This window comes from Salmonella sp. SAL04202 (assembly GCF_046550775.1).
Classification (GTDB): Bacteria; Pseudomonadota; Gammaproteobacteria; order Enterobacterales; family Enterobacteriaceae; genus Salmonella; species Salmonella enterica.
Window position 1 is genome coordinate 1,124,097 of sequence record NZ_JBGDXK010000001.1, and the last position, 19,106, is coordinate 1,143,202.

A 19,106-nucleotide genomic window follows, 5' to 3' on the forward strand; every position below is an offset into this window, starting at 1 on the left:
GATATGAGCGTAGTGCCTGTAAGCACTCAATCTTATGTAAAGTCCTCTGCAGAACCGAGCCAGGAGCAAATTAATTTTTTTGAACAATTGCTGAAAGATGATGCATCCACCAGTAACGCCAGTGCTTTATTACCGCAGGTTATGTTGACCAGACAAATGGATTATATGCAGTTAACGGTAGGCGTCGATTATCTTGCCAGAATATCAGGCGCAGCATCGCAAGCGCTTAATAAGCTGGATAGCATGACATGAAGGTTCATCGTATAGTATTTCTTACTGTCCTTACGTTCTTTCTTACGGCATGTGATGTGGATCTTTATCGCTCATTGCCAGAGGATGAGGCGAATCAAATGCTGGCATTACTTATGCAGCATCATATCGATGCGGAAAAAAAACAGGAAGAGGACGGTGTTACCTTACGTGTCGAGCAGTCGCAGTTTATTAATGCGGTTGAGCTACTTAGACTTAACGGTTATCCGCATCGTCAGTTTACAACGGCGGATAAGATGTTTCCGGCTAATCAGTTAGTGGTATCACCCCAGGAAGAACAGCAGAAGATTAATTTTTTAAAAGAACAAAGAATTGAAGGAATGCTGAGTCAGATGGAGGGCGTGATTAATGCAAAAGTGACCATTGCGCTACCGACTTATGATGAGGGAAGTAACGCTTCTCCGAGCTCAGTTGCCGTATTTATAAAATATTCACCTCAGGTCAATATGGAGGCCTTTCGGGTAAAAATTAAAGATTTAATAGAGATGTCAATCCCTGGGTTGCAATACAGTAAGATTAGTATCTTGATGCAGCCTGCTGAATTCAGAATGGTACCTGATGTACCCGCGAGACAAACATTCTGGATTATGGACGTGATCAACGCCAATAAAGGGAAGGTGGAGAAGTGGTTGATGAAATACCCTTATCAGTTGATGTTATCGTTGACAGGACTGTTATTAGGAGTGGGCATCCTGATCGGCTATTTTTGCCTGAGACGCCGTTTTTGAGCCGACCTGATCCCGAGGTGTTGCAACTTTATCGTTATTTCTGGCAACCTGCTCGTTACGCTGTACCGGAATGGCTGGATAAGCTGGGTTTTCATCCTTCAAACTGCTGGCGTTATGGCGATCGGCCCGAGTTGGATCGTCTTCTTGACAGAGCGTTAAATAGACTAAGAGGAAGCTCTGTTATTCCAGCCTGTTTAAATGACAGGCAAATACGGCAGGTTCGTCTTGCGCCGCGTATATCGGCATTTGCCTTTGGGCTGGGATTATTCAAACTCAGGTGTAGTGACTATTTTATGCTACCAGAGTATCGGCAATTGCTTCTACAGTGGTTTAGCGAGGATGAGATCTGGCAGCTATATGGTTGGTTGGGGCAAAGAGATGGCAAATTACTTCCTCCGCAAGTGATGCAACAAACTGCATTGCAGATCGGTACCGCCATTCTTAATCGGGAAGCGCATGATGATGCGGTTTTACATGCGCTATTAGTATTATTACCCCCTCCGCAGCGTATACTTTGGCCGAAGACTTCTCTTACCGAGATTATCTTCATGGAGCATTTGCTATGAGTTTTACTTCACTTCCTCTGACGGAAATTAACCATAAGCTACCCGCTCGAAATATTATTGAGTCACCGTGGATAACATTACAATTAACTTTATTTGCACAAGAGCAACAAGCTAAGAGAGTTTCACATGCTATTGTGAGCTCCGCTTACCGTAAGGCTGAAAAAATCATCCGAGACGCCTATCGTTATCAGCGTGAACAGAAAGTTGAGCAGCAACAAGAACTAGCGTGCTTGCGTAAAAATACGCTGGAAAAAATGGAAGTGGAATGGCTGGAACAGCATGTAAAACATTTACAAGACGATGAAAATCAATTTCGTTCATTGGTCGATCACGCAGCGCATCATATTAAGAATAGTATAGAACAGGTTCTGTTGGCCTGGTTCGACCAACAGTCGGTAGACAATGTTATGTGCCATCGTCTGGCACGCCAGGCCACGGCTATGGCGGAAGAGGGAGCGCTTTATTTGCGTATTCATCCTGAAAAAGAGGCATTGATGCGTGAAACTTTTGGCAAGCGGTTTACGTTGATTATCGAGCCTGGTTTCTCTCCCGATCAGGCTGAACTTTCCTCAACACGATATGCCGTTGAATTTTCACTTTCTCGTCATTTCAACGCGTTACTGAAATGGTTACGTAATGGTGAAGATAAAAGAGGTAGCGATGAATATTAAAATTAATGAGATAAAAATGACGCCCCCTACAGCATTTACCCCTGGTCAGGTTATAGAGGAACAAGAGGTTATTTCGCCTTCAATGTTAGCTCTCCAGGAGTTACAGGAAACGACGGGGGCAGCGCTCTATGAGACGATGGAAGAAATAGGAATGGCGCTGAGTGGTAAACTGCGCGAAAGTTATAAATTCACGGATGCTGAGAAACTGGAGCGCAGACAGCAGGCTTTGCTGCGTTTGATAAAACAAATACAGGAGGATAATGGGGCAACGTTGCGTCCGCTTACCGAAGAGAATAGTGATCCTGATTTACAGAATGCGTATCAAATTATCGCTCTTGCAATGGCGCTTACTGCCGGCGGGTTGTCAAAAAAGAAAAAACGCGATTTGCAATCGCAACTGGATACGCTTACAGCGGAGGAGGGATGGGAACTTGCCGTTTTTAGTTTACTGGAACTTGGCGAAGTGGATACCGCTACGCTGTCCTCGCTGAAGCGTTTTATGCAACAGGCGATAGACAACGATGAAATGCCCTTATCGCAGTGGTTCAGACGCGTGGCAGACTGGCCGGATCGCTGTGAACGGGTCCGTATTTTGCTAAGAGCAATAGCCTTTGAACTTAGCATATGCATCGAACCTTCGGAGCAAAGTCGTTTGGCCGCAGCATTAGTACGTTTGCGTCGTTTGTTGTTATTCCTTGGCCTTGAAAAAGAGTGCCAGCGTGAGGAGTGGATTTGCCAGTTGCCGCCTAATACATTACTGCCACTACTACTCGATATTATTTGTGAGCGCTGGCTTTTCAGTGATTGGTTGCTTGATAGACTTACCGCTATAGTTTCTTCATCGAAGATGTTCAATCGGTTACTCCAACAACTTGATGCGCAGTTTATGCTGATACCCGATAACTGTTTTAACGACGAAGATCAACGTGAACAAATTCTCGAAACGCTTCGTGAAGTAAAGATAAATCAGGTTTTATTCTGATACCTGGCTTTCAATATTTAGGTAAATTGGCTTTCTGGCTCATCATGAGGCGTCAGGATGGATTGGGATCTCATTACTGAACGTAATATTCAGCTTTTTATTCAATTAGCAGGATTAGCTGAACGGCCTTTAGCAACCAATATGTTCTGGCGGCAAGGACAATATGAAACCTATCTAAACTATCATAACGGTCGTATTCACTTATGTCAGATACTCAAGCAAACCTTCTTAGACGAAGATCTGCTTTTTAAAGCCTTAACTCACTGGAAACCTGCAGCGTTCCAGGGTATTCCGCAGCGATTATTTTTGTTGCGCGATGGGCTTGCAATGAGCTGTTCTCCTCCTCTTTCCAGCTCCGCCGAGCTCTGGTTACGATTACATCATCGACAAATAAAATTTCTGGAGTCGCAATGCGTTCATGGTTAGGTGAGGGAATCAGGGCGCAACAGTGGCTCAGTGTATGCGCGGGTCGGCAGGATATGGTTCTGGCGACGGTGTTATTAATCGCTATTGTGATGATGCTGTTACCTTTACCGACCTGGATGGTTGATATCCTGATTACTATCAACCTTATGTTTTCAGTGATCCTGCTCTTAATTGCTATTTATCTTAGTGACCCTCTCGATTTATCGGTATTTCCGTCTTTATTACTTATTACTACATTATATCGTTTGTCACTCACAATCAGCACATCACGGCTGGTACTGTTACAACATAATGCCGGTAATATTGTGGATGCCTTCGGTAAGTTTGTCGTAGGAGGAAATCTCACCGTTGGGTTGGTCGTATTTACCATCATTACTATCGTGCAGTTTATTGTCATTACAAAAGGTATCGAGAGGGTGGCGGAAGTTAGCGCACGTTTCTCGCTTGATGGGATGCCAGGCAAACAAATGAGTATCGATGGCGATTTGCGTGCCGGAGTTATCGATGCAGACCATGCCCGTACATTAAGACAGCACGTCCAGCAGGAAAGCCGCTTTCTCGGTGCGATGGACGGTGCGATGAAATTTGTTAAAGGCGATACGATTGCCGGTATTATTGTTGTTCTGGTGAACATTATCGGCGGTATCATTATCGCTATCGTGCAATATGATATGTCGATGAGTGAGGCTGTTCACACTTATAGCGTACTTTCAATCGGAGATGGTTTATGTGGGCAAATTCCATCGCTGCTGATTTCCCTTAGCGCGGGAATTATTGTCACCCGTGTGCCGGGTGAGAAACGCCAGAACCTGGCGACAGAGTTGAGTTCTCAAATTGCCAGACAACCTCAGTCGCTCATATTAACCGCTGTGGTTTTAATGCTCCTCGCTTTAATTCCTGGCTTTCCTTTTATCACTCTCGCTTTCTTTTCAGCGTTGTTAGCATTGCCAATTATCCTCATTCGCCGCAAAAAGTCTGTGGTTTCCGCAAATGGCGTCGAAGCGCCGGAAAAAGATAGTATGGTTCCCGGCGCATGTCCTCTAATCTTACGTCTTACCCCGACGTTACATTCTGCCGACCTGATTCGTGATATTGACGCCATGCGATGGTTTTTATTTGAGGATACCGGCGTCCCTCTCCCTGAGGTGAATATTGAGGTTTTGCCTGAACCCACCGAAAAATTGACGGTACTGCTATATCAGGAACCCGTATTTAGTTTATCTATTCCCGCCCAGGCGGATTATTTATTGATAGGCGCGGACGCTAGTGTGGTGGGTGACAGCCAGACGTTACCGAACGGGATGGGACAGATCTGTTGGCTTACAAAAGACATGGCCCATAAGGCGCAAGGTTTTGGACTGGACGTTTTCGCGGGCAGCCAACGTATCTCTGCCTTATTAAAATGTGTCCTGCTTCGCCATATGGGAGAGTTTATTGGTGTTCAGGAAACGCGTTATCTAATGAATGCGATGGAAAAAAACTACTCTGAGCTGGTGAAAGAGCTTCAGCGCCAGTTACCCATTAATAAAATCGCTGAAACTTTGCAACGGCTTGTATCAGAACGGGTTTCTATTAGAGATTTACGTCTTATTTTCGGCACCTTAATTGACTGGGCGCCACGTGAAAAAGATGTCCTGATGTTGACAGAATATGTCCGTATCGCGCTTCGCCGTCATATTCTGCGTCGTCTTAATCCGGAAGGAAAACCGCTGCCGATTTTGCGGATCGGCGAAGGTATTGAGAACCTCGTGCGTGAATCCATTCGCCAGACGGCAATGGGGACCTATACTGCGCTGTCGTCTCGTCATAAGACGCAGATCCTGCAACTTATCGAGCAGGCGCTGAAGCAGTCAGCCAAATTATTCATTGTCACTTCTGTCGACACCCGACGTTTCTTGCGAAAAATTACAGAAGCCACCTTGTTCGACGTACCGATTTTGTCATGGCAGGAATTAGGAGAGGAGAGCCTTATACAAGTGGTAGAAAGTATTGACCTTAGCGAAGAGGAGTTGGCGGACAATGAAGAATGAATTGATGCAACGTCTGAGGCTGAAATATCCGCCCCCCGATGGTTATTGTCGATGGGGCCGAATTCAGGATGTCAGCGCAACGTTGTTAAATGCGTGGTTACCTGGGGTATTTATGGGTGAGTTGTGCTGTATAAAGCCTGGAGAAGAACTTGCTGAAGTCGTGGGGATTAATGGCAGCAAAGCTTTGCTATCTCCTTTTACGAGTACTATCGGGCTTCACTGCGGGCAGCAAGTGATGGCCTTAAGGCGACGCCATCAGGTTCCTGTGGGCGAAGCGTTATTAGGGCGAGTCATTGATGGTTTTGGTCGTCCCCTTGATGGCCGCGAACTGCCCGACGTCTGCTGGAAAGACTATGATGCAATGCCTCCTCCCGCAATGGTTCGACAGCCTATCACTCAACCATTAATGACGGGGATTCGCGCTATTGATAGCGTTGCGACCTGTGGTGAAGGGCAACGAGTGGGTATTTTTTCTGCTCCTGGCGTGGGGAAAAGCACGCTTCTGGCGATGCTGTGTAATGCGCCAGACGCAGACTGCAATGTTCTGGTGTTAATTGGTGAACGTGGACGAGAAGTCCGCGAGTTCATCGATTTTACACTGTCTGAAGAGACCCGAAAACGTTGTGTCATTGTTGTCGCAACCTCTGACAGACCCGCCTTAGAGCGCGTGAGGGCGCTGTTTGTGGCCACCACGATAGCAGAATTTTTTCGCGATAATGGAAAGCGAGTCGTCTTGCTTGCCGACTCACTGACGCGTTATGCCAGGGCCGCACGGGAAATCGCTCTGGCCGCCGGAGAGACCGCGGTTTCTGGAGAATATCCGCCAGGCGTATTTAGTGCATTGCCACGACTTTTAGAACGTACAGGAATGGGAGAAAAAGGCAGTATTACCGCATTTTATACGGTACTGGTGGAAGGCGATGATATGAATGAGCCGTTGGCGGATGAAGTCCGTTCACTGCTTGACGGACATATTGTGCTATCCCGACGGCTTGCAGAGAGGGGGCATTATCCTGCCATTGACGTGTTGGCAACGCTCAGCCGCGTTTTTCCAGTCGTTACCAGCCATGAGCATCGTCAACTGGCGGCGATTTTGCGACGGTGCCTGGCGCTTTACCAGGAGGTTGAACTATTAATACGCATTGGGGAATACCAGCGAGGAGTTGATACAGATACTGACAAAGCCATTGATACCTATCCGGATATTTGCACATTTTTGCGACAAAGTAAGGATGAAGTATGCGGACCCGAGCTACTCATAGAAAAATTACACCAAATACTCACCGAGTGATCATGGAAACTTTGCTGGAGATAATCGCGCGGCGTGAAAAGCAATTACGCGGCAAACTTACCGTACTTGATCAGCAGCAACAGGCGATTATTACTGAACAGCAGATTTGCCAGACGCGCGCTTTAGCAGTGTCTACCAGACTGAAAGAATTAATGGGCTGGCAAGGTACGTTATCTTGTCATTTATTGTTGGATAAGAAACAACAAATGGCCGGGTTATTCACTCAGGCGCAGAGCTTTTTGACGCAACGGCAGCAGTTAGAGAATCAGTATCAGCAGCTTGTCTCCCGGCGAAGCGAATTACAGAAGAATTTTAATGCGCTTATGAAAAAGAAAGAAAAAATTACTATGGTATTAAGCGATGCGTATTACCAAAGTTGAAGGAAGTCTAGGGTTGCCATGCCAGTCTTATCAGGATGATAACGAGGCGGAGGCGGAACGTATGGACTTTGAACAACTCATGCACCAGGCATTACCCATTGGTGAGAATAATTCTCCTGCAGCATTGAATAAGAACGTGGTTTTCACGCAGCGTTATCGTGTTAGTGGCGGTTATCTTGACGGTGTAGAGTGTGAAGTATGTGAATCAGGGGGGCTAATCCAGCTAAAAATCAATGTCCCTCATCATGAAATTTACCGTTCGATGAAAGCGCTAAAGCAGTGGCTGGAGTCTCAGTTGCTGCATATGGGGTATATAATTTCCCTGGAGATATTCTATGTTAAGAATAGCGAATGAAGAGCGTCCGTGGATGGAGATGCTTCCAACGCAAGGCGCTACCATTGGTGAGCTGACATTGAGTATGCAACAATATCCAGTACAGCAAGGGACATTATTTACCATACATTATCATAATGAGCTGGGTAGGGTGTGGATTGCAGAACAATGCTGGCAGCGCTGGTGTGAAGGGTTAATTGGCACCGCTAATCGATCGGTTATCGATCCTGAATTGCTATACGGAATAGCTGAATGGGGGCTGGCGCCGTTATTGCAAGCCAGTGATGCCACCCTCTGTCAGAACGAACCGCCAACATCCTGCAGTAATCTACCACATCAGCTAGCGTTGCATATTAAATGGACAGTTGAAGAACATGAGTTCCATAGCATTATTTTTACATGGCCAACGGGTTTTCTGCGCAATATAGTCGGAGAGCTTTCTGCTGAGCGTCAACAGATTTATCCTGCCCCTCCTGTGGTAGTCCCTGTATATTCAGGCTGGTGCCAGCTTACATTAATTGAACTTGAGTCTATCGAAATCGGCATGGGCGTTCGGATTCATTGCTTCGGCGACATCAGACTCGGTTTTTTTGCTATTCAACTACCTGGGGGAATCTACGCAAGGGTGTTGCTGACAGAGGATAACACGATGAAATTTGACGAATTAGTCCAGGATATCGAAACGCTACTTGCGTCAGGGAGCCCAATGTCAAAGAGTGACGGAACGTCTTCAGTCGAACTTGAGCAGATACCACAACAGGTGCTCTTTGAGGTCGGACGTGCGAGTCTGGAAATTGGACAATTACGACAACTTAAAACGGGGGACGTTTTGCCTGTAGGGGGATGTTTTGCGCCAGAGGTGACGATAAGAGTAAATGACCGTATTATTGGGCAAGGTGAGTTGATTGCCTGTGGTAATGAATTTATGGTGCGTATTACACGTTGGTATCTTTCCAAAAATACAGCGTAAACCTGATAACAAAAATAATATGCGAACAATATAATAGCGTTCCAGGTCGTGTCATGAGAGATACAGTATGTCTTTACCCGATTCGCCTTTGCAACTGATTGGTATATTGTTTCTGCTTTCAATACTGCCTCTCATTATCGTCATGGGAACTTCTTTCCTTAAACTGGCGGTGGTATTTTCGATTTTACGAAATGCTCTGGGTATTCAACAAGTTCCCCCAAATATCGCACTGTATGGCCTTGCGCTTGTACTTTCCTTATTCATTATGGGACCGACGTTATTAGCTGTAAAAGAGCGCTGGCATCCGGTTCAGGTTGCTGGCGCTCCTTTCTGGACGTCTGAGTGGGACAGTAAAGCATTAGCGCCTTATCGACAGTTTTTGCAAAAAAACTCTGAAGAGAAGGAAGCCAATTATTTTCGGAATTTGATAAAACGAACCTGGCCTGAAGACATAAAAAGAAAGATAAAACCTGATTCTTTGCTCATATTAATTCCGGCATTTACGGTGAGTCAGTTAACGCAGGCGTTTCGGATTGGATTACTTATTTATCTTCCCTTTCTGGCTATTGACCTGCTTATTTCAAATATACTGCTGGCTATGGGGATGATGATGGTGTCGCCGATGACCATTTCATTACCGTTTAAGCTGCTAATATTTTTACTGGCAGGCGGTTGGGATCTGACACTGGCGCAATTGGTACAGAGCTTTTCATGAATGATTCTGAATTGACGCAATTTGTAACGCAACTTTTATGGATCGTCCTTTTTACGTCTATGCCGGTAGTGTTGGTGGCATCGGTAGTTGGTGTCATCGTAAGCCTTGTTCAGGCCTTGACTCAAATACAGGACCAAACGCTACAGTTTATGATTAAATTATTGGCAATTGCAATAACCTTAATGGTCAGCTACCCATGGCTTAGCGGTATCCTGTTGAATTATACCCGGCAGATAATGTTACGAATTGGAGAGCATGGTTGAATGGCACAACAGGTAAATGAGTGGCTTATTGCATTGGCTGTGGCTTTTATTCGACCATTGAGCCTTTCTTTATTACTTCCCTTATTAAAAAGTGGCAGTTTAGGGGCCGCACTTTTACGTAATGGCGTGCTTATGTCACTTACCTTTCCGATATTACCAATCATTTACCAGCAGAAGATTATGATGCATATTGGTAAAGATTACAGTTGGTTAGGGTTAGTCACTGGAGAGGTGATTATTGGTTTTTTAATTGGGTTTTGTGCGGCGGTTCCTTTTTGGGCCGTTGATATGGCGGGGTTTCTGCTTGATACTTTACGTGGCGCGACAATGGGTACGATATTCAATTCTACAATGGAAGCTGAAACCTCACTTTTTGGCTTGCTTTTCAGCCAGTTTTTGTGTGTTATTTTCTTTATAAGCGGCGGCATGGAGTTTATATTAAATATTCTGTATGAGTCATATCAATATTTACCACCAGGGCGTACTTTATTATTTGACCGGCAATTTTTAAAATATATCCAGGCAGAGTGGAGAACGCTTTATCAATTATGTGTCAGTTTCTCTGTTCCTGCCATAATATGTATGGTATTAGCCGATCTGGCTTTAGGTCTTTTAAATCGGTCGGCACAACAACTGAATGTGTTTTTTTTCTCAATGCCGCTCAAAAGTATATTAGTTCTACTCACGCTCCTGATCTCATTCCCTTATGCTCTTCATCACTATTTGGTTGAAAGTGATAAGTTTTATATTTATCTGAAAGACTGGTTCCCATCTGTATGAGCGAGAAAACAGAACAGCCTACAGAAAAGAAATTACGTGATGGTCGTAAGGAAGGGCAGGTCGTCAAAAGTATCGAAATAACATCATTATTTCAGCTGATTGCGCTTTATTTGTATTTTCATTTCTTTACTGAAAAGATGATTTTGATACTGATTGAGTCAATAACTTTCACATTACAATTAGTAAATAAACCATTTTCTTATGCATTAACGCAATTGAGTCATGCTTTAATAGAGTCATTGACTTCTGCACTGCTGTTTCTGGGCGCTGGGGTAATAGTTGCTACTGTGGGTAGCGTGTTTCTTCAGGTGGGGGTGGTTATTGCCAGCAAGGCCATTGGTTTTAAAAGCGAGCACATAAATCCGGTAAGTAATTTTAAGCAGATATTCTCTTTACATAGCGTAGTAGAATTATGTAAATCCAGCCTGAAAGTTATCATGTTATCTCTTATCTTTGCCTTTTTCTTTTATTATTATGCCAGTACTTTTCGGGCGCTACCGTACTGTGGGTTAGTCTGTGGTCTGCTTGTGGTTTCTTCTTTAATAAAATGGTTATGGGTAGGGGTAATGGCTTTTTATATCGTCGTTGGCATACTGGACTATTCTTTTCAATATTATAAGATTAGAAAAGATCTAAAAATGAGTAAAGATGACGTAAAACAGGAGCATAAAGATCTGGAGGGCGATCCTCAAATGAAGACACGGCGTCGGGAAATGCAGAGTGAAATACAGAGTGGGAGTTTAGCTCAATCTGTTAAACAATCTGTTGCGGTAGTGCGTAATCCAACGCATATTGCGGTTTGTCTCGGCTATCATCCCACCGATATGCCAATACCACGCGTTCTGGAAAAAGGCAGAGATGCTCAAGCTAACTATATCGTTAACATCGCTGAACGCAACTGCATTCCCGTTGTTGAAAATGTTGAGCTGGCCCGCTCATTATTTTTTGAAGTGGAACGCGGAGATAAAATTCCTGAAACGTTATTTGAACCCGTTGCAGCCTTGTTACGTATGGTGATGAAGATAGATTATGCGCATTCTACCGAAACACCATAAATGCCTTTGGTATGCTTCTTCAAGACACTGCGAAGGTTAAGAGGGGTAATAGCGTATAGAGCAGCGCTTGACGATAAAGATGAGAGACTGAAAATAATCGCTTTTAGGCTGACACAAGCACCAGATAGCGTATTATAAACTTAAACAAGATAATGGATTGGTGCGTCTGAATGGACTCGAACCATCGACCCCCACCATGTCAAGGTGGTGCTCTAACCAACTGAGCTACAGACGCATTAAAATGATGGTGCGTTCAATTGGACTCGAACCAACGACCCCCACCATGTCAAGGTGGTGCTCTAACCAACTGAGCTATGAACGCAACGTTGTAGGTGACAACGGGGACGAATATTAGCGTCACAACCGCAATGAGGCAAGAGGGAAATCGCAATTTTCTTCCTGAAATCACCTGATTGCGGTGGAAATATGCAACATGTCGAGAAAATAGCCGCCATGCGACGGCTATCGTCGTATTATCGCGCAGCGCGCTGCAAAATGATGGCGGACGGCTGACGTTGTAGATAGCGCATCCGTAGCATCATTAACACCGCCGCCGAGGTCAGGCCGATGATGAACCCCATCCAGAAGCCTGCCGGTCCCATACGATCCACCACCAGATCCGTTAACGCCAGGATATAACCGCTGGGTAAACCTAACACCCAGTAGGCGGTAAAGGTGATAAAAAAGATGGAACGCGTATCTTTATAACCGCGCAGAATACCGCTGCCGATAACCTGTATAGAGTCGGAAATCTGGTAAACCGCAGCGAGCAGCATTAATTGTGCGGCAAGCGCCACGACCTCGGGGTTGTCATTGTAGAGCAAAGCAATATGCTTACGCAGAGTCACGGTAAAGATCGCGGTAACCACAGCCATACAAATGCCGACGCCTAAACCGGTACGCGCTGCGGTTTGCGCATCCAGCGTTGAGCCCTGGCCCAGACGATAACCCACTCGAATTGTTACCGCCGCAGCCAGCGACATCGGCAGCACGAACATCAGCGAGCTAAAGTTAAGCGCAATCTGATGACCCGCGACATCCACAATACCTAATGGCGAAACCAGCAGCGCAACGACCGCAAACAACGTCACTTCAAAGAACAGCGCCAGCGCAATCGGCAACCCCAGTTGAATCAGGCGCTTCATGACGACGCTATCGGGTTTGCCAAAGCCTGTTTCATTACGAATATCACGCATTGAACGCGCGTGTTTAATGTAAGAAAGCATGGCGATAAACATCACCCAATAGACCGCCGCGGTCGCAACGCCGCAGCCGATACCGCCGAGTTCCGGCATACCAAAATGGCCATAGATAAAAATATAGTTCACCGGAATATTCACCAGCAGGCCCAAAAATCCCATCACCATACCCGGTTTGGTTTTGGCCAGACCTTCGCACTGGTTTCGCGCTACCTGAAAGAAAAGGTATCCTGGCGCGCCCCACAGCAGCGCGCGAAGATAACCCACGGCTTTATCGGCCAGCGCCGGATCAATATTATGCATGGAGCGGATAATGTATCCGGCATTCCACAGGACGATCATCACCAGCACGGAGACAAAGCCTGCCAGCCAGAACCCTTGTCGAACCTGATGCGCGATACGCTCACGGCGGCCGGAGCCATTGAGTTGCGCAATCACAGGCGTCAAGGCCAGCAGTAAGCCGTGACCAAACAAAATGGCGGGAAGCCAGATAGAGGTGCCGATAGCGACGGCAGCCATGTCCGTAGCGCTATAGCCTCCCGCCATGACGGTATCGACGAATCCCATTGCGGTCTGTGCCACTTGCGCAAGGATCACCGGTATCGCTAACGCTAATAACTGACGCGCTTCACTGGTATACTTCTGCACGTATTCACCTTTTATTTTGTTGTTATATGAAAGACTAAAAAGCCGCCGTAGTGGCAGCCAAAAGAAATAGCAGGGGAAATTTCAGTCTATTGTAGCGGGGTATTACTATTTCTCCAGCGAAAAAACAGTTGTTAACGGCGCATTGCTGGCAAGCTGTTTTTCCACCTGCTATTGTGCTGAACAGTTCTGCTTTTATTTATTTCAGGAGTTGAAGATATGTTTACGGGGATCGTACAGGGTACCGCGAAACTGGTATCGATTGATGAAAAACCCAACTTTCGCACCCATGTGGTGACGTTACCGGACTACATGCTGGAGGGGCTGGAGACGGGGGCGTCGGTAGCGCATAACGGATGCTGTTTGACGGTGACTGAAATAAACGGCAACCAGATCAGTTTTGATCTGATGAAAGAAACGTTGCGCATCACCAATCTGGGCGCGTTGAGGGTAGGTGATGAGGTCAACGTAGAGCGCGCCGCCAAATTCAGCGATGAAATCGGTGGACATCTGATGTCGGGGCATATTATTACGACGGCGGAGATCGCGAAAATCCTGACCTCCGAAAATAACCATCAGGTGTGGTTTAAAGTGCAGGATGCGTCCCTGATGAAGTATATCCTGTACAAAGGCTTTATCGGCGTCGACGGCATCAGTTTGACCGTCGGCGAGGTAACGCCAACGCGCTTCTGCGTGCATCTCATTCCGGAAACGCTGGAACGTACTACGCTTGGCAGAAAAAAACTGGGTGAGCGTGTGAATATCGAGATCGATCCGCAAACGCAGGCGGTTGTCGATACCGTAGAACGCGTAATGGCTGCGCGAGAAAATGCGGTCAGAAATCAGGCCGACATTGGCTAACGGAAAATAAGATTCCCCCGCATGAAATGCGGGGGAGATGATTAGCGAGGAACGCGCAGTCCGTTTTCAACGCCGCGCGTAAATACCACCTGCCAAAGCTGGATATCACGCGCGCGAAACGCACCCGCGCAGGCGTTGAGATAATAGCTGAACATACGTTTAAAGCGCTCGTTATAATTGCCCGCAATCTCTGGCCAGGCATTGATAAAGCGCTCATGCCACGCCATCAGAGTCGTGTCATAGTCGGCGCCAAAGTTATGCCAGTCTTCCATTACAAAGTGTGATTCGCTGGCCTCGGCGATTTGACGAACAGATGGCAAACAACCGTTGGGGAAAATATACTTATTGATCCACGGATCGACATTATGATCGGTTTTTTTAGAACCAATAGTATGGAGCAGGAAAAGACCATCCGGTTTTAAATTCCTGTCAACGACCTCAAAATAGGTGTTGTAGTTTTTTGGCCCGACATGTTCGAACATGCCGACAGAGACGATTCGGTCAAACTGATCGTTAAGGTCGCGATAATCTTCGAGGAGAATGGAAACATCCAGACCTTCGCAACGCGTCTGCGCCATTTTTTGTTGTTCAGCGGAGATCGTTACGCCCACCACGCTAACGCCATAATGGGTCGCCATATATTGCGACAGGCCGCCCCAGCCGCAGCCGATATCCAGCACACGCATCCCCGGTTGTAGCTGTAGCTTTTCGCAAATTAATTTCAGCTTGGCTTGCTGTGCCGCTTCCAGCGTATCGGCATCTTTCCAGTAGGCGCAAGAATATTGCATATAGGGATCGAGCATACGGGAAAAAAGGTCATTACCAAGATCGTAATGTTCCTTGCCGACAATCCAGGCGCGTTTTTTACTTTGTAGATTAATCAGACGCGCGCCGAGGATACGGAGCGTATCTTTAACATGGTGGGGGAGTTGATTTTCAAGACCGGCACGTAAGACTTTGCTGAAGAAAATATCCAGACGCTCGCATTCCCACCAGCCATCCATGTAACTCTCACCTAACCCCAACGATCCTTCCTGAAGGACGCGTTTAAAAAAATCGGGATTCTTAACACGAATGTCAGACGGGGCGGAACCATTAATTGTAATATCCGCGCGACTTAACAATTCGTTGGCGATTCGGTACCAGTTATCATCCGGTACGCTGACTTCTTCTATACACGATGAACTCATAGTTTCTCCATCACTGGACGGTGATCAGAACCTTAAAACAGCGTAGACGCTTTTTTGGCTTTGTGAGAAATCCCACGGACAATTCCGTGAGCCAGTTATCCGACGTAGAACAGAGGAAGGGAGGAACCCTTGCCGAAAAGGCCATCCATGGTGAATCGGGAACGCTCCGGTTCCCGTTAATGCCTAATAATTATCGTAATATAAACAACCGTGAATCAGTATAGGCCGCAATTTTTGATGATTCAACCGAAAATTGTTAGCGTGCTAATTACCAGCGGTTAACAAGCTTTTAGTGAGACTTGTCGTGGGCGACATTGGCATGAGGAAACCCGGTCTCAGCGCAATCTGCATGAGACTGCATTTTGTAGCCTAACGCCGCCAGAACAACGGTAGAGAGCATTACGCTGGTGGTGGTCAGCAGCGGCGTGCTGATGAGCCATGAAACCACCAGGCTTGCCAGGAAACATAACCCCAGCTGCAGCGTATTTTGTAGCGCCGCAGCGCGTCCCGTGGCTTGAGGGAAAGGGCGTAACGCTTGCGCGACGACGATAGGGTAAATTGCGCCATTAGCAATCGCCATTACGCAGAAAGGAATCAGGATCTCCACCAGTGAGGCATTATTCAGAAGGCCCGCTCCCCAGGTGGCGATAACGCTCAGCGCGTACAGCCCTAACAGCCACGGAAGCAATTGGTAGCCCTGCCATTTTTGTAGCGCCGCGCGGCAACCATATCCGCCAATCAGAAAAGCGATGGTTTGCGGAACATAGCTCAGGCCAATCACTGCCGGGCTGTAACCCATCGCGCTGAGAATAAACGGCGACCCTGTTAGCCACGCAAAAAAGCTGGCGGAACAGGCGGCATAAATCAGCACATTACCGCGATAGGTTTTAGAGCGTAACAACGTCGCGAAAGTGAGTTTATCCTGTCCCTCGGTACGCGCTTTTAACGATGGTTTTAAGCGCAACGCCGGCAACATCAGCAACAACGTAATCACGAACAGGGTGGCGAAAATCGCCTGCCATGAGAAATGCGTCAGTATCCAGCTTCCCAGTAAGGGCGCAAGCGCCGGGGATAATCCCACCAGTGGCATGATAGTGGCGAAGATACGATTAATTTTTTGCGAAGGATAATAATCGGTCACCAGCGCTTGCCAAATTACCGTTGCCGCACAAACGCCGACGGCCTGCACAAAGCGCAGCGTCAGCAGTGCTGCCGCGCTTTCTACCCACAGCATCCCCAGACTTCCGAGTGCAAAGATAGATAACCCCAGCAGTAAAATCGGTTTACGGCCATAACGATCCGATAGCGGTCCCCAGAGGAGTTGCGCGACGGCAAAGCCAGCTAAAAACAGGCTGAGGCTGGCGCTGACCGCGGCGGCAGGCGTTTGTAAATCCGCCTGTATGGCGGCAAACGCGGGCAGGTACATGTCCGTAGCCAGAAATCCCAGCACGCTAAGGCCGGCTAACCAGACTAAAAAACCTTTTCCAGGTTGCATATTTGTTTCTCTTTCTTATCAGACAGACATTGTCGCAGAGTGTAGGGAGTGAAATTACGGTTGTGAAACGTTAATATTTGTCCAGTGAATTCAAAATTTTTGTAGGCAAATTATGTGGTCGGAATACTCGCTTGAAGTGGTTGACGCCGTGGCGCGCAATGGCAGTTTTAGCGCGGCGGCGCAGGAACTGCACCGTGTGCCTTCAGCAGTCAGTTACACCGTTCGTCAGTTAGAGGAGTGGCTGGCCGTACCGCTTTTTGTACGACGTCACCGTGATGTTGAACTGACGCCTGCTGGCGTCTGGTTTTTAAAAGAAGGGCGTTCTGTTATCAAAAAAATGCAGATCACTCGCCAACAGTGTCAGCAAATTGCTAATGGCTGGCGCGGGCAGTTAGCTATTGCGGTGGACAATATCGTGAGACCAGAACGTACCCGGCAGATGATCGTCGATTTCTATCGCCATTTTGACGATGTGGAACTGCTGGTTTTTCAGGAGGTGTTTAACGGCGTCTGGGACGCGCTCTCCGACGGGCGTGTCGAACTGGCGATTGGGGCGACGCAGGCGATTCCGGTAGGGGGGCGTTACGCTTTTCGGGATATGGGGACCCTGAGCTGGAGCTGCGTAGTGGCAAGCGATCACCCGCTGGCGTCGATGCCTGGGCCGTTAAGCGATGATACCCTGCGCAACTGGCCGTCGCTGGTCAGGGAAGACACTTCGCGAACCTTACCGAAACGGATTACCTGGCTGCTGGATAACCAAAAAAGGGTCGTCGTACCGGACTGGGAGTCATCGGCAACCTGCCTGTCGGCAGGACTATGCGTGGGAATGGTGCCGACGCATTTTGCCCGACAGTGGATAGACAGCGGAAAATGGGTGGCGCTGACGTTAGAGAATCCGTTTCCCGATGCGGCCTGTTGCGTGACGTGGCAGCAAAACGAAGCCTCGCCCGCGCTGGCATGGCTGCTGGACTATTTGGGCGATAGCGAAACGTTGAATCGGGAGTGGCTGCGGGAGCCAGAAGAGGCTCCCGACAGCGGGGATTAACGCCGATAGTCGCGGAACGGGCCGTCAGCGACCGAGCGACGCTCAACCAGGCGTGGATGAACTTCAATAGACTGTGACTCTTCACGCTTATTGACGATGCGATCCAATAGCATATTAAATGCGGTTTCACCTAAAGAGTCTTTGGGCTGGTGAATCGTCGTCAGCGCCGGGGTAAAGAAACGGGCGTTACGCACATTGTCATAACCGATCACCGAAACGTCCTGCGGTACGCGAAGCCCCATTTCGTCAGCCGCGCAAAGCGCGCCCATCGCCATAATATCGCCGCCGCAGAAAACGGCGGTAGGGCGATGTGACTGCGATAAAATTTGCTGCATCGCGTGGTAACCGGATTCCGGCTCGAAGTCGCCCTGAACAATCCAGTTGTCCGGCACGTTGATCAGCGCCTCCTCCATGGCTTTCATAAAGCCTGCCAGCCGGCCCGCGCCGGTGTTGCGCTCCAGCGGGCCGGGAATAACGCCGATATCCCGGTGGCCGCGTTCAACCAGATAACGACCCGCCATATAGCCGCCTGCAAAGGCGTTATCAATCACCGTGTCGGTAAAATCGGCCTTCGCCTCACCCCAGTCCATCACCACCATCGGAATATGGCGATACTCTTCCAGCATGGAAAGCAGAGGTTCTGGATACTCAGAACACATCACCAGCAGGCCATCCACGCGCTTTTGCGCCATCATGGACAGGTAGGCGCGCTGTTTTTCCAGGTTATTCCAGGCGTTGCCTAAAATCAGCGTATAGCCTTTCTGGAAACAGTTTTTTTCAACTGCCTCGATAATTTCGGCAAAATAGGCCGCTTCGCTGCTGGTCGCCAGTAAGCCTATCGACTTGGTATGGTTAACCTTCAGGCTACGCGCGACGGCGCTGGGAGAGTAGTGCAGCTCTTTAATTGCCGCCCAGACCGCGTTACGCGTTTCTTCAGCGACAAAACGCGTTTTGTTGATTACGTGTGATACAGTTGTAGTGGAAACGTTTGCTCGTTTCGCTACATCTTTAATTGTTGCCATTACATTTCACTCCAGACCCTCGCTAAGCTCCTGAGAAACGCCAGGTAAACGTTTGCCTACACACACCCTAATCGCAACATCAGGGTTGCGGCACGCCGGAAAAACGACACGGAACGTCAGGAAGGGGTCAATGGCCGTTACGCTAATTCAGTAAGCCTGGAATTTTGTCTGATCTTGAGGAAAAGGGG

The 19,106-nt window shown here is 47.6% G+C and carries 21 protein-coding genes and 2 tRNA genes; 17 read left to right on the plus strand and 6 right to left on the minus strand.

Annotated features, from left to right (window positions below):
* Positions 1–3: 3 nt before the first annotated feature.
* The 15 genes from ssaI (at position 4) to ssaU (ending at position 11,461) form a co-directional block, all read left to right on the plus strand.
* The gene (ssaI, locus tag ACLJQJ_RS05640) at positions 4–252 is read left to right on the plus strand and encodes a SctI family type III secretion system inner rod subunit SsaI (protein ID WP_001562742.1); all 249 of its coding nucleotides are present in this window, start codon (positions 4–6) and stop codon (positions 250–252) included.
* Positions 249–998, plus strand: coding sequence for an SPI-2 type III secretion system apparatus lipoprotein SsaJ (ssaJ, locus tag ACLJQJ_RS05645; RefSeq protein WP_000862878.1), 750 nt, complete (start codon positions 249–251; stop codon positions 996–998). Before ssaI ends, ssaJ begins: the two co-directional genes overlap by 4 nt.
* A 17-nt stretch (positions 999–1,015) precedes the next feature.
* Complete coding sequence (locus ACLJQJ_RS05650; RefSeq protein ID WP_045341269.1) at positions 1,016–1,564, plus strand: type III secretion system domain-containing protein; 549 nt, start codon at positions 1,016–1,018, stop codon at positions 1,562–1,564.
* Positions 1,561–2,235 carry an SPI-2 type III secretion system apparatus protein SsaK gene (gene ssaK / locus ACLJQJ_RS05655; protein ID WP_045340890.1) on the plus strand — a complete coding sequence of 225 codons (675 nt, stop codon included), beginning with the start codon at positions 1,561–1,563 and terminating at the stop codon, positions 2,233–2,235. The genes ACLJQJ_RS05650 and ssaK overlap by 4 nt, the downstream gene beginning before the upstream one ends.
* Positions 2,201–3,217, plus strand: coding sequence for an SPI-2 type III secretion system apparatus protein SsaL (gene ssaL, locus ACLJQJ_RS05660; protein ID WP_077916086.1), 1,017 nt, complete (start codon positions 2,201–2,203; stop codon positions 3,215–3,217). The genes ssaK and ssaL overlap by 35 nt, the downstream gene beginning before the upstream one ends.
* A 57-nt stretch (positions 3,218–3,274) precedes the next feature.
* Positions 3,275–3,643 carry an SPI-2 type III secretion system apparatus protein SsaM gene (ssaM, locus tag ACLJQJ_RS05665; protein WP_000383700.1) on the plus strand — a complete coding sequence of 123 codons (369 nt, stop codon included), beginning with the start codon at positions 3,275–3,277 and terminating at the stop codon, positions 3,641–3,643.
* Positions 3,628–5,673 (plus strand): SPI-2 type III secretion system apparatus protein SsaV, encoded by a 2,046-nt coding sequence (gene ssaV / locus ACLJQJ_RS05670; RefSeq protein WP_001258221.1) that lies wholly within the window; start codon positions 3,628–3,630, stop codon positions 5,671–5,673. The genes ssaM and ssaV overlap by 16 nt, the downstream gene beginning before the upstream one ends.
* Positions 5,663–6,964 (plus strand): SctN family type III secretion system ATPase SsaN, encoded by a 1,302-nt coding sequence (ssaN, locus tag ACLJQJ_RS05675; RefSeq protein ID WP_000787210.1) that lies wholly within the window; start codon positions 5,663–5,665, stop codon positions 6,962–6,964. The genes ssaV and ssaN overlap by 11 nt, the downstream gene beginning before the upstream one ends.
* A gap of 2 nt (positions 6,965–6,966) precedes the next feature.
* On the plus strand, positions 6,967–7,344 hold the full coding sequence (gene ssaO / locus ACLJQJ_RS05680; RefSeq protein ID WP_000449089.1) for an SPI-2 type III secretion system apparatus protein SsaO: 378 nt from the start codon (positions 6,967–6,969) through the stop codon (positions 7,342–7,344).
* On the plus strand, positions 7,325–7,699 hold the full coding sequence (ssaP, locus tag ACLJQJ_RS05685) for an SPI-2 type III secretion system apparatus protein SsaP (protein WP_001223307.1): 375 nt from the start codon (positions 7,325–7,327) through the stop codon (positions 7,697–7,699). The genes ssaO and ssaP overlap by 20 nt, the downstream gene beginning before the upstream one ends.
* The gene (gene ssaQ, locus ACLJQJ_RS05690; RefSeq protein WP_000944180.1) at positions 7,680–8,648 is read left to right on the plus strand and encodes an SPI-2 type III secretion system cytoplasmic ring protein SsaQ; all 969 of its coding nucleotides are present in this window, start codon (positions 7,680–7,682) and stop codon (positions 8,646–8,648) included. The genes ssaP and ssaQ overlap by 20 nt, the downstream gene beginning before the upstream one ends.
* Before the next feature lie 67 nt (positions 8,649–8,715).
* Positions 8,716–9,363 (plus strand): SPI-2 type III secretion system export apparatus protein SsaR, encoded by a 648-nt coding sequence (ssaR, locus tag ACLJQJ_RS05695; protein WP_000056367.1) that lies wholly within the window; start codon positions 8,716–8,718, stop codon positions 9,361–9,363.
* Positions 9,360–9,626, plus strand: a complete 267-nt coding sequence (ssas, locus tag ACLJQJ_RS05700; RefSeq protein ID WP_000999982.1) for an SPI-2 type III secretion system apparatus protein SsaS — start codon at positions 9,360–9,362, stop codon at positions 9,624–9,626. Before ssaR ends, ssas begins: the two co-directional genes overlap by 4 nt.
* The gene (ssaT, locus tag ACLJQJ_RS05705) at positions 9,627–10,406 is read left to right on the plus strand and encodes an SPI-2 type III secretion system apparatus protein SsaT (RefSeq protein ID WP_000068763.1); all 780 of its coding nucleotides are present in this window, start codon (positions 9,627–9,629) and stop codon (positions 10,404–10,406) included.
* On the plus strand, positions 10,403–11,461 hold the full coding sequence (ssaU, locus tag ACLJQJ_RS05710; RefSeq protein ID WP_063814040.1) for an SPI-2 type III secretion system apparatus protein SsaU: 1,059 nt from the start codon (positions 10,403–10,405) through the stop codon (positions 11,459–11,461). The genes ssaT and ssaU overlap by 4 nt, the downstream gene beginning before the upstream one ends.
* 158 nt (positions 11,462–11,619) lie before the next feature.
* On the opposite strand, the gene ACLJQJ_RS05715 is transcribed toward ssaU, so the two are convergent.
* The 3 genes from ACLJQJ_RS05715 to mdtK form a co-directional block, all read right to left on the minus strand.
* Positions 11,620–11,696, minus strand: a tRNA-Val gene (locus tag ACLJQJ_RS05715).
* Between the two features lie 10 nt (positions 11,697–11,706).
* Positions 11,707–11,783: transfer RNA gene (locus ACLJQJ_RS05720), tRNA-Val, on the minus strand.
* Positions 11,784–11,934: 151 nt separating this feature from the next.
* A complete protein-coding gene (gene mdtK, locus ACLJQJ_RS05725) occupies positions 11,935–13,308 on the minus strand; it encodes a multidrug efflux MATE transporter MdtK (protein ID WP_001175081.1) in 1,374 nt (457 codons plus the stop codon).
* 216 nt (positions 13,309–13,524) lie between these two features.
* Here mdtK and ACLJQJ_RS05730 point away from each other — a divergent pair, with 216 nt between their 5' ends.
* A complete protein-coding gene (locus ACLJQJ_RS05730; protein ID WP_063809204.1) occupies positions 13,525–14,166 on the plus strand; it encodes a riboflavin synthase in 642 nt (213 codons plus the stop codon).
* Between the two features lie 41 nt (positions 14,167–14,207).
* On the opposite strand, the gene cfa is transcribed toward ACLJQJ_RS05730, so the two are convergent.
* Positions 14,208–15,356: a cyclopropane fatty acyl phospholipid synthase gene (cfa, locus tag ACLJQJ_RS05735; RefSeq protein ID WP_000098879.1), complete on the minus strand. Its 1,149-nt coding sequence runs from the start codon at positions 15,354–15,356 to the stop codon at positions 14,208–14,210.
* A 289-nt stretch (positions 15,357–15,645) separates the two neighbouring features.
* Positions 15,646–16,851, minus strand: coding sequence for a purine nucleoside transporter PunC (gene punC / locus ACLJQJ_RS05740; RefSeq protein WP_063809205.1), 1,206 nt, complete (start codon positions 16,849–16,851; stop codon positions 15,646–15,648).
* Between the two features lie 112 nt (positions 16,852–16,963).
* Between punC and punR the strand changes: the two genes are divergently transcribed.
* Positions 16,964–17,896 carry a DNA-binding transcriptional activator PunR gene (gene punR, locus ACLJQJ_RS05745; RefSeq protein WP_000269523.1) on the plus strand — a complete coding sequence of 311 codons (933 nt, stop codon included), beginning with the start codon at positions 16,964–16,966 and terminating at the stop codon, positions 17,894–17,896.
* Here the strand turns inward: punR and purR are convergent.
* Complete coding sequence (gene purR / locus ACLJQJ_RS05750; protein WP_000190992.1) at positions 17,893–18,918, minus strand: HTH-type transcriptional repressor PurR; 1,026 nt, start codon at positions 18,916–18,918, stop codon at positions 17,893–17,895. The two genes, punR and purR, sit on opposite strands and share 4 nt — an antisense overlap.
* Positions 18,919–19,106 lie beyond the last annotated feature (188 nt).

Bases quoted from the DNA above. Each gene is read 5' to 3' on its own strand.
- ssaI (WP_001562742.1), top strand. From the start codon at position 4: ATGAGCGTAGTGCCTGTAAGCACTCAATCTTATGTAAAGTCCTCTGCA.
- ssaJ (WP_000862878.1), top strand. From the start codon at position 249: ATGAAGGTTCATCGTATAGTATTTCTTACTGTCCTTACGTTCTTTCTT.
- ssaK (WP_045340890.1), top strand. From the start codon at position 1,561: ATGAGTTTTACTTCACTTCCTCTGACGGAAATTAACCATAAGCTACCC.
- ssaL (WP_077916086.1), top strand. From the start codon at position 2,201: ATGGTGAAGATAAAAGAGGTAGCGATGAATATTAAAATTAATGAGATA.
- ssaM (WP_000383700.1), top strand. From the start codon at position 3,275: ATGGATTGGGATCTCATTACTGAACGTAATATTCAGCTTTTTATTCAA.
- ssaV (WP_001258221.1), top strand. From the start codon at position 3,628: ATGCGTTCATGGTTAGGTGAGGGAATCAGGGCGCAACAGTGGCTCAGT.
- ssaN (WP_000787210.1), top strand. From the start codon at position 5,663: ATGAAGAATGAATTGATGCAACGTCTGAGGCTGAAATATCCGCCCCCC.
- ssaO (WP_000449089.1), top strand. From the start codon at position 6,967: ATGGAAACTTTGCTGGAGATAATCGCGCGGCGTGAAAAGCAATTACGC.
- ssaP (WP_001223307.1), top strand. From the start codon at position 7,325: ATGCGTATTACCAAAGTTGAAGGAAGTCTAGGGTTGCCATGCCAGTCT.
- ssaQ (WP_000944180.1), top strand. From the start codon at position 7,680: ATGTTAAGAATAGCGAATGAAGAGCGTCCGTGGATGGAGATGCTTCCA.
- ssaR (WP_000056367.1), top strand. From the start codon at position 8,716: ATGTCTTTACCCGATTCGCCTTTGCAACTGATTGGTATATTGTTTCTG.
- ssas (WP_000999982.1), top strand. From the start codon at position 9,360: ATGAATGATTCTGAATTGACGCAATTTGTAACGCAACTTTTATGGATC.
- ssaT (WP_000068763.1), top strand. From the start codon at position 9,627: ATGGCACAACAGGTAAATGAGTGGCTTATTGCATTGGCTGTGGCTTTT.
- ssaU (WP_063814040.1), top strand. From the start codon at position 10,403: ATGAGCGAGAAAACAGAACAGCCTACAGAAAAGAAATTACGTGATGGT.
- ACLJQJ_RS05730 (WP_063809204.1), top strand. From the start codon at position 13,525: ATGTTTACGGGGATCGTACAGGGTACCGCGAAACTGGTATCGATTGAT.
- cfa (WP_000098879.1), bottom strand. From the start codon at position 15,356: ATGAGTTCATCGTGTATAGAAGAAGTCAGCGTACCGGATGATAACTGG.
- punC (WP_063809205.1), bottom strand. From the start codon at position 16,851: ATGCAACCTGGAAAAGGTTTTTTAGTCTGGTTAGCCGGCCTTAGCGTG.
- punR (WP_000269523.1), top strand. From the start codon at position 16,964: ATGTGGTCGGAATACTCGCTTGAAGTGGTTGACGCCGTGGCGCGCAAT.
- purR (WP_000190992.1), bottom strand. From the start codon at position 18,918: ATGGCAACAATTAAAGATGTAGCGAAACGAGCAAACGTTTCCACTACA.